The sequence below is a fragment of the Burkholderia sp. D-99 genome (assembly GCF_011605345.1).
Taxonomy (GTDB): Bacteria; Pseudomonadota; Gammaproteobacteria; order Burkholderiales; family Burkholderiaceae; genus Burkholderia.
This window is the reverse complement of record NZ_JAAOXM010000001.1, coordinates 424,411-436,914: the sequence shown is the minus strand read 5'-3', so window position 1 is coordinate 436,914 and position 12,504 is coordinate 424,411. Positions and strand designations below refer to the sequence as shown.

At 64.3% G+C, this 12,504-nt stretch carries 7 protein-coding genes and 1 pseudogene; all 8 read right to left on the bottom strand.

Annotation, left to right across the window (positions count from 1 at the left end; all coding sequences use genetic code 11):
- Positions 1-14: 14 nt before the first annotated feature.
- A complete protein-coding gene (locus HAV18_RS01895) occupies positions 15-971 on the bottom strand; it encodes a DUF4123 domain-containing protein (protein ID WP_166951938.1) in 957 nt (318 codons plus the stop codon).
- A gap of 13 nt (positions 972-984) precedes the next feature.
- Complete coding sequence (locus HAV18_RS01890) at positions 985-3,825, bottom strand: type VI secretion system Vgr family protein (protein ID WP_166951933.1); 2,841 nt, start codon at positions 3,823-3,825, stop codon at positions 985-987.
- Between the two features lie 37 nt (positions 3,826-3,862).
- Complete coding sequence (locus HAV18_RS01885) at positions 3,863-4,501, bottom strand: hypothetical protein (protein WP_166951930.1); 639 nt, start codon at positions 4,499-4,501, stop codon at positions 3,863-3,865.
- Complete coding sequence (locus HAV18_RS01880) at positions 4,498-5,766, bottom strand: hypothetical protein (protein ID WP_166951927.1); 1,269 nt, start codon at positions 5,764-5,766, stop codon at positions 4,498-4,500. The genes HAV18_RS01885 and HAV18_RS01880 overlap by 4 nt, the downstream gene beginning before the upstream one ends.
- 20 nt (positions 5,767-5,786) lie before the next feature.
- Positions 5,787-8,459: pseudogene (locus tag HAV18_RS01875) on the bottom strand (type VI secretion system Vgr family protein); the annotation flags it as partial.
- A 126-nt stretch (positions 8,460-8,585) separates the two neighbouring features.
- Positions 8,586-10,985 (bottom strand): DUF2235 domain-containing protein, encoded by a 2,400-nt coding sequence (locus HAV18_RS01870; RefSeq protein ID WP_166951923.1) that lies wholly within the window; start codon positions 10,983-10,985, stop codon positions 8,586-8,588.
- Positions 10,982-11,593 (bottom strand): DUF3304 domain-containing protein, encoded by a 612-nt coding sequence (locus HAV18_RS01865; RefSeq protein ID WP_166951920.1) that lies wholly within the window; start codon positions 11,591-11,593, stop codon positions 10,982-10,984. Before HAV18_RS01865 ends, HAV18_RS01870 begins: the two co-directional genes overlap by 4 nt.
- A gap of 81 nt (positions 11,594-11,674) precedes the next feature.
- Positions 11,675-12,502 carry a DUF4123 domain-containing protein gene (locus HAV18_RS01860; RefSeq protein WP_243771521.1) on the bottom strand — a complete coding sequence of 276 codons (828 nt, stop codon included), beginning with the start codon at positions 12,500-12,502 and terminating at the stop codon, positions 11,675-11,677.
- Between the last annotated feature and the right edge of the window lie 2 nt (positions 12,503-12,504).

Below are 12,504 nucleotides of genomic sequence, written 5' to 3'. Positions count from 1 at the left end.
TTCGATTTCCTTTGCTAGCGGCGAGCCATCGCGAAGGATGTGTCGCGCGACGTCTTCTGATCCAGTTCGAGACGCATCGCGTCCCACACGTCATCCCCGACCGCGCCGAGCCGCTCGCTCAAGCTTGCCCGATCGCTCAATGTCGACTTCACCAGTTCGATCACATGCGCGTGCTTGCACAGTGCCGGATGAATCTGCAGCACATACGCGCCCAACAGCACGATGTCGGCTACATGCGTCAAACCAAGCACCTGCGCATCGGCAACAGCCGCGTCCGCCCGGTTCAGGTAATCGTCGGGCAATTCACGCTCGAACACGCACCAGCCCCTGAGGAGGTCCTGCACCGTCGCGCATCGATCCACCCGGCTCCATTGCGCGTCGTCGAGCGCGAAGAACGTGGCACGCGATCGCGATGCGCTCGGGTCGAAACCCACCGGTGAAATCCGCTCCACGAGCCTGGCATGTCGGTCCAGCGCATGCCAGGCCGCGATCGGGCCGAACAAGTCGCTTCGTTGCAGATCGTTCAGTGCCGGCCACATCCATTCGAGTACGCGCCGATCGGCCCATCGCACGTACTTCCGGCCAACGCGGGGGCGCGGAGAAACCATCACGCGCGCCAGGTGAACCGCGACGATTTCCGGTGGCAGCGTCGAAACCAGCCAGCCGCCCACCGTGAACCCGCGCACCACTTCATCATGGGGATCGCGTTGTTCGTCGCACGCGGCCCGGACCGATGCCTCGATCAATTGGACATCGTCATGATCGAAGCAGATCAGCCGCGGACGCTGATGGTCGAGAAGCGACTCGCTGGCCACCGGAATCGGCACGACCTCGCGTTCTCCGGGCATCGGCCCATGCTCGACAAGCGGCTCCCGCAGGTACGGATCGACGAGCAGATACCCGTGCAACGAATCCTGTTTCCGCAGCGCGTCCTGTATCTGCGACGTCGTCAGTTCGATCGATGTACTCACGCCCCTCTCTCCGTCACAACGTGGCGGCGCCGCGACCTGCCGCATCGCCGTCTTTCGTCGGACAGGCCTTCACCTGACTTTGCGCGATCTGCGGGTTCATGTCCGAACTGCGCGGGCCGGTCAGCACGTGATTGGCTGCATGAAACTTCACTGTGCCCGGCACACCGATCTCGATGCCGCCCCCCTCCATCTTCAGATAGGCTTTCGCTGCGGTGAGCAATACCTTCCGGGATGCCTGCGCGGTCACGCTTGCCGTCGCACTGGCCAAGCTGACGCCTTGCTGGGCAACGGCCCCGAGATTCCCGCCACGCTGGGCCTGCAGGCCGACCGATCCACATGCCGCATGCAGCGCGATGCCGGATACGGCAACGGGCCGCCCGTCGCCTTTCTTGCCATCCGTGTACAACAGGATTCCCTGGTTCGCGACGACGCTCGTCTTGTTCTGCGCCATCCACTGCAAATCCTGACCGGCGGCAAGCACCGTCTCGGTACCCGACAACCAGACGTGGCTCTTGGCCGACACAGCCACCACGCCATCCTGGCCGTAGGCCACCAGATGCGGACGACTCCACGCGGTCGCGCTGCCATCGCCGCCTCCGGTCGCCTGACCGGACGTGGATCCTGCTCGTGCGGCGCTGATTGCCTGCTTGCCGTCACTCAGCCCTGTGACCGCCGCCGGCGTGGACGACGAAGCGCCCGCGTCCGTTCGTTCGGGCGACGACGCATCCGCTTGCGAGGGAGAAGATTGCGACGCGCCCGGCTCGGCACCTTGCGCACGCGCGGCCTGCGCCAGACCGTCGAGCAGGTCGTGACTGTCGCCGAGCACCTGGGCCGCGCCGGACGCATCCATCTGGTTCACGCCGGCTGCGGCGCTGACCAGTACGCCCGAGCCGCCGCGCACCGCGCCCGATGCTTCGGTATTCAGCTCCGCGCCATAACCACGATCAGCCTGGCGAACGTTGTCGTTCATCGACTTGAGGTGGCCCAGCATCAACCCGCTACGGCGATCGGTCGTATAGAGATGCGCACTCGACTGACCCGCCGTATCGTCCATCATGAAGTGACGATAGCCGCCGGTGCCCTGCTGGCTCTGACTCAGATCCTGGGTCTTGAATCCGGTCAGCGTGGCTGCATGGCCGTTACCCGCGAACCACGCGGCCGCATTGCCGGTGCTGCCGCTTGGCCCGCCGGCGCGCGCATTGTGCTGACCGTTGTCGTTGCCGCGCCCGTTATACAGCGACGCCACGGCCACCGGACGATCAGGCTGCCCTTCCAGCCAGTCGACCCACACTTCCTGGCCCACGCGCGGAACGGCAACACCGCCCCAATTGTCGCCGCCGATGGGGGTCATCATCCGCGTCCAGGTGCCTGCACCTTGATCAGCGGGCGCATTGGAATCACGAGGATGTGCTTCGCGGCTGGCTGCATTCTGGCCGCGCTGCGCATGATGCTGGATACGGACGCGGTGGTCGCGGTCGGTATGAATCGGCGCATCCGCACCGACGACGATCACCGTCTGCGCGCCCTGCACCACCGTTTCCGGATGCAAGCGTGCGCCGTCCACGCCATCCTCGTGCGGACGGTAGGACTGCTCGACCGGCAGTGCAACAAAGGCATTTCCGTACACGCGGCCGGTGTCGTTTCGCGACATGTCATTGCGTGGATCCGTGCCGGTGCCGGACAGACCGTCCTGCATCATTCCTTCGACGGCGGCGGATGCGTCGACCTCGGCCGACGGCGGTACCTTGCCGAGCTTGCGCTCGATTTCGCCGTGGACATCGGCGTCCACATTCGCCTGCACCTCGTGCTCGACACGCAGGCAAACGAAGGCTTGCGAGACTTTCAACACCGGATGGTCGCGCATCGCGAATCGCAGCCCCGGCCGCATGTCGCGGCGCGTGCCGCGCCCTTCGCTGCGCGACGCGCTCACGCGTTGCGCATCCAGTTGCTGCTGTGCCCGGTAGTCGCCGACCGCCGCGGTCTGATACGCATAGGGGCCGGCAACGTCGCGATCGATACCGGGCATGACCGCGCCTTTCACCCGCGCCTCCGACGGCCGGGTGGACAAGGTGCGATGATCCCAGCTCGCGCGCGTCACTTGCCCGATACGCCAGCGGCGCGCCGCCATGAAATCCTGGATATTCCCTGCCGGACTCCCGTCGCTCGCCTGATGGAACCCGATGACGACGGGATCGTCCGGCTTGAACTGCTGATTCGAATCCGCCAATACCAGCGTGTGCTGACCGAAGTTTGCGGCGTTCGCATCGCCTTCGTGTTCAAACCAATAGAAGATGCCTTCTTCCGCCCACAGGCGTTGCAGAAAATCGAAATCCGATTCGCCGGCTTGCGCGGTCAGGCTGCGCTTTCGATACTTCGACTGATCAGTCAGCGCCCAACGCCACGCAGGTACGATGGCGCCGTGCGTGTAGTAGCCGAAGATCTGCTCGCTGATATCGACCACACTGGCGTGCTGATAGTTGTAGCTGTCCACGCGCTGGCGCAGCAGTGCAAACCACGGCTCGATCGTGAAGCGATAGCGGGCGAGACCACCGTTGCTGCCGATCAGTTCCGCGGCAACCACATGCCCATGAACCGGGCGCCGGGTGTCCTGCCCCTCGGTGGCCTGCCACTCGATCAGGATCGGGCCGCCGATCAGCTTGCCGATCGAGAGCCGGGCATTCTCGGACAATGCAGTCAGCTCGAAACGAAACCCGCCGCCGCCAACCGCTTCCCAGCCGCGCAGGCTTTCCGCGATCAACGCATCCGTTCCGAACGACGTGCGCATCCACAGAAAGCGGCTGTGCTGCGACCAGCCTCGCAGCAGCGAACTCAGTGCGCCTGTATTGATGGACATGGTCTTTACCGTTGAATATCGCGAGCGATGCTCGCCATCACTTCGAATTGACCGTGTGGCCTTCCGCCAGCGTCTGCAGGCGTCGGGCAAGATTGCTGACCGGATCGGCCGGTGCGCCCGTCACGACGAAGCACAGGTTCTTGTAGATCCACACGAAGCCGCGCCCCGGGCCGGCGATGGTGCTGCGGACCGACACGCTTCCGAGCGACGCAGGATCCGTCTCGAACGGCACCTGCGCGATCGACGGCGAAGTCGTCTCGTTGAGGAAATAATCCGCGGCCTTGAAGCGGTCCTTCGCCTGCGCAACCGTGATCGATACGCGTGCGCCGTCGAACTGGCCGTTGAAGATATCCTCCCGGATATCCTTGAGCGGGCCGGTTTCGTTGACGCGCGGTTCGTGACTCTCGATCTTCAATCCCGTCAAGCCGGGGAGGTGCTCCGTTGCAAGCCTGCTCCAGTCGAACGCGACCACCATCCGGCCATCGTCGGTGGCGAACTTCCGGTCGAAGTCGATGCGCGACTTGAATGCATCGACACGGGCGGTCGGGCTGAAGGCCCTCTGAATCGCTGCTGCTCTTTCTTCCGGAGTCATGACGTTTCTCGATTCCGGCGATTGCGCATGGCATGCACCGGTAAAAATGGAACATAACAACAACCCGACGACACGCTTGTTCATTTCACCGCTCCTACACCGGGAAATTCCTTTGTCGTCATCAGGAGCTGCGCAATGTAATCGTCAGGCGAGAGCGGCGGCTGGATCTTGTATTCCTGACTGATTTCGCGGCTCGACCGACCTGTATCGATCGAAGCGACCAGATAGGCGCGCAACGCTTCGTCGTGGTGTGGTCCGGCGCATGCGTCTTCGACTTGATGGCTCAGATGGGCAAAAGCGTGATTGCCGAAGCTGGTCCGCGACGGGGACTCTCCGGCGATGGTCGGTGTCGACCCGTTCGACGAAAAGAACGGGTTGTTGCAAGCACCGATGCCGACGAGATTGGTCGAGTTGATATACCCGAACGGGTTCTGAAAATAGATGCCGGGCTTCACGCCCAGCGCCGCCGCCAGGCTGAACACGGCCGACGCCTGATCGTAGCAGTTCACGGTTCGCCCATCGTCGGCAGCGCCGCCCGACGCGGCGGCCCCGCCCGCCTTGACCGCGCGCTTCTGCATGTACTTCTTCAATTCGAACAGCCCGCCGGTCATTGCCACCGAGCCGCCGAAATGCGCGGCACCGGAAATCGTGTCGTAATGCAACCCGTGGCCGTGGTGGCAATAGTCCGTGACCTTCGCGATGGCGGCCTTGGCGGTCGCCGCTCCGGCAACCGATGCGCGCTTGAAGAGAAAGCGTAGCGCTTCGGCCCACACGCCGGCACCGAACGGCTTGCCCGGCCGATCGAGCAACACGAACACTTCGAGTCGCGTCGCCGGCGTCACGGCGGCACTGAGGCCGGTCGCGGCATCGTTCAGTTTCCACGACGCATCGCCGTAATAGTAGGCAAGCGTGTCCGGCAAGTTCGTGACGGTCGCGGTGACCTGATGTTCGCCGAGCGCAGTCGGACAATCTCCCTCGATCGTCAGCCCGTGCAACGTCCCTGTCAGCTTCATCGTGGCAGGCGCATTCGGTTTCGTCTTGGTGACGCGCAACTTGATGCCGACCTTGTTGTTCGCGCCCGCCTTGGACTTGACGAGATAAGCGCCCGGACGCTGCGAGCCGCTTGCATGGCAAAACTCGTCGGGCTGCTCGATCTCGACGACGTTCGCATCACTCGTCCAGTGAGGCGCCGCGACCGCGGACTGCTTGCGCGTGACGGTTACGCCGCCCTGCCAGCTGATCTCCAGCAACTGCGCCTCGACTACGCGCCCGGAAACCAGCACCGTCTTGCGCTGCGTGCGCGAGACCGGGCTCGTGGCGGACGACGATTTAACGGGAATATCCGGCATGCGTTCTCTCAGCGATCGATCTCGATGGACAGCGGCTCGGCGTCGGCCGAGGTCACCAGATGCGTGTGTCCGGTCGCATCGGTTACACCGTGTTCGACTGCACCGTTCGCACGGATGATGCGGTAAGCGCGCCCCGCAATCGGCTCGCCCGTCTGCTCGTCCTTGAGCACGAATGCCTCGTCGAACATCGGCGTACGGGAGTCCGGCAACCCGGGTAGTGCCGGCGTGGCAGCCAGCGGTCCCGGAAAGGGATGCGATCCGGCCTTGACGGTGAACTGCCCCGGTGTCTCGATCGTGATGTCGCCGCCCTTCAGCGTGATACGGCTCGGCCCTTGCTGGAGGACGATCGCATCCTTCGCCAGTACATCGACACGACTGTCCGTCGACGTGATCCGCACCGACTGGTCCGCCAGTATCTCCATCGCGCCCGTATGCGCCTCGACGCTCACCGGCCCGTGATTCGCGATGATCTTCACCCCGCCCTGCGCACCGTACAGGCTCAGCGACTCGCCGGACACGCCGGCGATCGTGGCACGCGCCGCGAAATGGGCATCGCCCTGCGCCGTCAGATGCACATGCTCGGCCGCGTACGAGATCGCGGTCTTCGGTGTCACCAGCGCCACGTTTTCAGGAGACTCCATCACGATCGCCGGCACCGCGAAGCGCTCGACCGGGTCACCGCCCTCGCGCTGCGTTCCGCTCGCCTTGGTCGACGCTTGCCCGTTGACCGCACCGGTGTACTTGCCGTCCTGCTGCGGGTCGATCGCCTTGAGGAAATCCGCCTGCGCGGCGTTTGCGCCGAGGCCCTCGGCCTTTGCATCGACGGCCGTCCCGTGGAGACTCCGGGCGGTCAGGACGGCCTGCTTCAGTTGTCCCACGCTTTCGGCCACGTCCATTTGCGTCGAGGTCGCCTCGGAGCGAGCCGTGCTCGACAGCAGCACGCCTTCGCCCGCGCGCACGACATTCCAGCCAGCTGTCGTCAGCTCGAAGCCTTCGCCGCGATACATGCCGCGCGAGGCTCCGTCCTGCGCAATCAGATAGCCTTGCGCCAGCGCACTGTTCGCGACGGCATTGCCGACCTCGTGGCGAAGCTGCCCGGTTGCATCGTCCATCACCCAGCGCGTGCCGGGCTGCCCGTCCAGCGTGCGGGTCTGCACACCGGACAGCGTGCCGGCATGATTTGCATTGCTGCCCTCGCCGGCCGCGAATGGCGGCTGTACGCGCCCGCCGTAGACTTGCCCCAGGACCACCGGCATGTCGATATTTCCGGAATCGAAGCCGATCACGACTTCGGCGCCCACGCGCGGCGTGAAGCTGTGCCCGAAATTCGGTCCCGCCGTCTGCTCGGCGATGCGCGCCAGCACACCGGACCGATGATCGCCCGGCGCATGTCCGGCGGGATTCGAACGGCTCGCGGTATCCGTCAATCCGCCGGGAAGCGGCGCCGTCCCTCGCATCCAGGGAAATTGCACGCGAACCTGATGATCGCGCGTGCTGCTCACCGAACTGTCGGGCTCTCCGACCACGACCGCCGTTTGCACGCCATGCACGACCGGCCTGGCCCGATGGGCCGGCACGATCGGGGTATCGGGCGGGACGGCGACGAAGCGGTTGCGATACAGCCCGTTTTCCAGTTGCCCCTGGCCGAGCAATTGCGCGATCGCCGCACCGAGATTGTTGACGGCCTCGTGGTCGATGCAGAGCGGAACGAACCGGACCGTTTCGTCGAGGTAACCGTCAAGGGTGTACACGCTGCCGGCTTCGAGCGTTCGAATCGAACCGGCACCGCGATGAAGCACCTTGGGTAGCCGAAGGGCGTCGAGACGCTGGGCCGCGTACTGGTCGGCCTGGTCCGAACTGTCGAACCGCCCTGCGCGCTGGCCGTCATAGATCTCGCGGGCCGGCAGGACCGGTGTGTCCGCATCTGCCTGGCTTTGCGCACGGCCGGAAACGGCCACGAGTTGATCCGCCTTCCAGCTCGAAACCACCACCCGGTCCGGAACCATCTGATGGCGCTCGGTGAAATAAGTCATCACGCCGTCCGGATCGCCGACGTCCTGAAGATTGTACGGAACGGTGCCCCCCGAGCGCGGCGCGGCATGCGAATCGAAGACGACGAGCGTGTGGTCGCCGGTGGGCGCTTTCCCCGCATCCTGCGCGTGCTCGAACCGGAACGACAGACCGGCCTCCGACAATAGCCGCAACGCGAATTCGTGATCGGTCTCCCGATACTGCCCACGCAGCTTGAACGTCCGCAGTTTCTCCGTCACGTCATAACGACGACGCGCCTCGACGTAGTCGCCGAACACGCGCTCGCAAATGCCTTCCGTATCGAGATCCGCGAAGTACAGGCAATTTCGGCGCAAACGCAGGAATGCCAGCCACGACTCCAGCGTCAGCCGGTAGCGTGTCATTCCGCCGTCGCTGTCTGCGTACGCCGCATGCGTCACGTAGCCGTTCCAGCACCGCTCGCCACTGCCCGTCGCCAGACGCAGGCGAGCAGCGCTGCCGATCAGCGGCGTCAGGTCGAGAAACGGTTCGCTCGACAGCAGGTCGATCTCGAACCGGAACGATTCGTTGACGCCCTCCCGACCATGAAAGCGTTCGACCGCGAACTTGCCCGGCATCGCGGTATCGATCTGGATGTGACGGGTCGTCTGGTCGTATCCCGTCAATGCGGCGGTTAGATTCATGACAATGTCCGGTTCTGCTTGCGTCCCATTGGCGCCTTGCTCCACGACACGGCCGCGAACATCGATTCGGCCCATGACTGCCGGGCGAGCGGCAGCGTTCTGCTGTTCAATCGCGTCGTGCCCCGATCATCCGGGCCACGCGAACTTGGACGCGCGGAATTCGTTCAGCTTCAGTTCGCCTTCCCATTGCTCCTGCGGGGTCTCGACGTGCGGCGGCTCCCAGCGCTTGCCGTCCACATAGACCGTTCGCCAGCGCAGATAGCCCCATATGCAATAGGGTTCGCGACCGCCGGCCTGCTGCTGCAGCCCGTTGGTCACCTTCGGATCGGTCAGCACGGCGCTATCGGAAGGCGCCGTGGCGCTCTTGTCCGCGCGCGCCTGCTGCGCCGCCTGCATCGCGGCGTCGTAGCGCTTGAGCACATCGCTCTCCTGCGCGGTGAGCGGTGACTGCGGCTCCGGCCCGGGGCTCATGCCGATTCCCGGCCCCAGCGCCAGCGTGTTCGGGTTCATCGTCCGCAAGCCCGGCAATGCACCGGGCAAGCCGGATTCCATCTGCGTTTTCCATACATCATGTGCGCGCGCGTAACCGGCCTGCCTGGCTTTCAGCGCCTGAATCTGCCGGTAGTTCCAGACGTCGTCGTCGTCGCCCATCGGCTTGAACCACGCGCGCGAATCATGCATGTAGTTGTCGTATAGCGCGCTGATCGCGTCGGCGAGCGGCACGGTCGAGTTCCAGTCGTCGCGCACCTGCCGCCACTGGTCCCACTTGTCCTGCAGTTGCGCCTGCGCGACCTTCATCGCCCGCTTGCTGACTTCAGCCGTCAGCGGCACCCCGCCCGGTATGACGCCCAGGATCATGATGATTGGCGCGAGCGCCGCGGACGCGACAGCCGCGCCCTTCGGATTGTCGTGCAGCCAGTTCTCGCCATATTTGCCGAAGTAGTAGCGAAGGCTCGGCCCGCCATCCTTCTCGTTCTGCAGCAGATCGTCCCACTCCACCTGCAGTTCCTGATTCGCGCTGTCGAGGTCCGTCGCGTCCTGCGGATAGCCGGACTGGGCCGCCTTGAAGCCTGGTTGAGCCCGCATGCTCTTGAGCCGCAGCTTCCGCCATCGCAAGTAGTACCCGTAGTGGGCACGCATCAGGCCAGGCGTACCGTGAGACGGATCGTGGTAGCAGCCGGCAGTCGCGTTCACATATGCCGCAAACGCCTGCTTCAGACCGGCGGATATCTTGAACGCATTCGCCGCTTCCGCGGAAACACCCGGCCCCTTGACGTCGAGCGGTACACCGGCTTTGCGTGCTTCGCGGTACATGTCGAGCAACGGAACCTGGGAAAGCTTGTCGGAATCGTCGCGCCCGCGCCCCTGTTCCGCGGGCGCATAGCCACCGCCGACATCGGAGTGCACGCCCGGATACACGATTTCTACGCGACCGTCAGCAGAACGATCGATCAGGTCCAACGGAAACGAACCGCGCGGCTCGTGCGCAGCCACCATGTGAACGCAGCGGCGTACATACGGCGGCACCGCCATCAACTGCCCGCGCCCCCAGCCGCCATGTCCGTCGAACAGCGTGGGCGCCGCGCCCTGCGCGATGCCCACGGACGCCACGGTATCGAAAATGCCGAGAAATTCGTATGAAACCGGCACGCCGCAGAGGTTGAAATTATCGAGCGCGTCCGGCAGCCAGTTGGAAAACGTACGTGCTTCCGCAGAGCCCCGGGAGAATCCGAATACGTACAGCCGGATAGTCCGCAGTGCCGGCTTGCCCTTCACGAGCTTGTCGCCAACGCGGTCCTTGAGTTGCGCCAGCCGCTCGTTCAACACCTTGCGGCGCATCGTGTCCCAGGCTTGCATCGCGGCGGTCCACTTCGACGAATCGACTTCGCTCTTGAGCTGGGCCCAGATCGAGTCGTGCTCCCACGTCAGCTCGTTGATACCGTTTTGCTCGGCGGCCATCAGCTTGAGCGCACCGGCACCCGTGCTGGAGCGGGCCTTGATATCGCCGAGACTGCCCGGCCCGGGTATCGCGCCGCCGGAATCGATGCCCTTGAAATTCATGTCGACACTCATGGACTTCACGAGGTCCTTGTCCTTCACGCCGAGCGCCTCGCTCAGGCCGACCTTGAACGCACATTCGTGCACGACGTTTTGGACCTGCAGCAACGCCCAGTTGATGCGGCCTTCCCCCGCCCATCCTGCGGCGGCGCCTGCCGCCGCCTGCAGCCCTACGCCATGGTCGCCGACCTCGACGACGAAAGGCGTGCCGACGCCCGCGACATAGATCGCCTTGTGATATTTATCCTGCGGGAATGCATCCCAGAGCCGCGCGACGTTGCTGTGCTTGTGCCCCGAACGATCCCGCTCGGCATTGTTGCGCGTGCCATCGAAGAAAATGCCGACGTGCAGCGTCTTGCAGCAGCTCATGCCATCGTCGTCATGAAGCCTGCGGAGAATCGCATCCTGCTCCTCGGGCGTCACGACACTGATATCGGGCCGCTCGGCGGCCGCAAAACGAACACTCATGGCGCAGTCCCCGCAATTCTCTTATCCGGCGCCGGGCAATCACGGCTGCTGTTCAACACCGTAAAGTGCCCCGGACAAGCGTCGCTCGGGGCCTGCAATCCATCCGGAAACGCCGGAGCACCCGGCAACCAGGGAGACGCATATGCCTTGATCCTGTCTCCCGGGAAAAACACGATCCACAGATAGCCGTCCGAGAAGGAACCATACTGCTCGATCGGCACGATCCGGCTTGCCACTGCATTCGGGTCGCGCTTGTACATCTCGTCGTTGCGCCATTCGACCTTGACCGTCAATCCCGGGTGCCACTTCTGCGGAACGGTCACGCAGCACGTGATGTGGCCGCCGGCGCTGCCGATACGGGCGGCCACGTTCCCGCCCCAGGCTCCGTCGACATAGAAGGTACCGATCGGCACGTCCGTGTAGTTCAGCGCATTCAGCTTCAGCCCGAGCCCGGTATCCTCGTCACCAGACTGCGCGGCCTCCGCCGCCGTACCGGCCTGCGCCACCGCGTGATCCGTCGCACGAGAACACCCTGCTCCCGTCACGAAGACGGCCAGAAAAACTGCCAGACGAACCACGGCCCTCACCGATCCAGCTCGCAAATTCATCACTCGATTCTCTTGTCAGGATCCCACCCAGCCATGCACGGCATCACGTCGTGCTCCTTTCCGGACCGATTCGCGTCGCGTTCACGCAGATATCGTTGCCGGTACCAGCCACCCGGCCGCCTTGAGTGCGTCCAGTGCCACGCGCGGCGTTTGTGCCGCCAAATCCTTCTTCTCCCACGCATCACGCACGCATGCGTATGCCTGGGACGGTGTCGCTTGCAGTTGCCCGAAAGTATCCGGACGCTGCCGGACATGGAAGAGCAACGTATCGATCTTCGCCGCTTGCCTGAGCGCCGCGACCTGATCCGTGTCGAGGCGGTACGGCGCGGGATCCGTGTCGACGGAATCGCCCCCGGCCATCCCGACGGTTTCGACGTCCAGCGCCATCAACGATCCGGCGCGATCGAATATCCACCACGCATCGATCCCGGCCAGGAAGCGTCGGCGCTGCGGCAACGTCAACACCTTGACCCAGGTCGGCAGGCAACGCGTATCGGCAAGTCTCACGAGGAAGGCCTCACCGTCATCGGCATTTGCTTCCATTTGCCTTCGCAGATGCGACGCGAGTGCATCGGTATCGATCGTCGTGCGCAGCAGGCTCAACATCGGATGCCCGGCGGTATGCCGCAGCAGGTCGGCGCATACGGCCGCCCGCGTTTCCGCGCCATCGGGCAACGACATCAGGCAAGGCGAAATCGCCATCAGCCCTTCGCCGTCGTACACGCCCTCGTACAGTGTGACGATCGAACACCCGGAGGACGGTGTGGACAAGCGATCGCGCAACGACGGCACGAAACTCGTGTCCAGCAACGCATGCCAGCGCGTCGACGCCGCAGACGCGTCGAGTACCTGCCGCATCTGCGACAGCGTATCCGTCGGATACGAATCGATCCAGTCACCGATATCCATCG

Excerpts from the sequence above, each read along its gene's own strand:
- HAV18_RS01860 (WP_243771521.1), bottom strand. The coding sequence starts at position 12,502 with ATGGATATCGGTGACTGGATCGATTCGTATCCGACGGATACGCTGTCG.
- HAV18_RS01870 (WP_166951923.1), bottom strand. The coding sequence starts at position 10,985 with ATGAGTGTTCGTTTTGCGGCCGCCGAGCGGCCCGATATCAGTGTCGTG.
- HAV18_RS01865 (WP_166951920.1), bottom strand. The coding sequence starts at position 11,593 with ATGAATTTGCGAGCTGGATCGGTGAGGGCCGTGGTTCGTCTGGCAGTT.
- HAV18_RS01880 (WP_166951927.1), bottom strand. The coding sequence starts at position 5,766 with ATGCCGGATATTCCCGTTAAATCGTCGTCCGCCACGAGCCCGGTCTCG.
- HAV18_RS01885 (WP_166951930.1), bottom strand. The coding sequence starts at position 4,501 with ATGAACAAGCGTGTCGTCGGGTTGTTGTTATGTTCCATTTTTACCGGT.
- HAV18_RS01890 (WP_166951933.1), bottom strand. The coding sequence starts at position 3,825 with ATGTCCATCAATACAGGCGCACTGAGTTCGCTGCTGCGAGGCTGGTCG.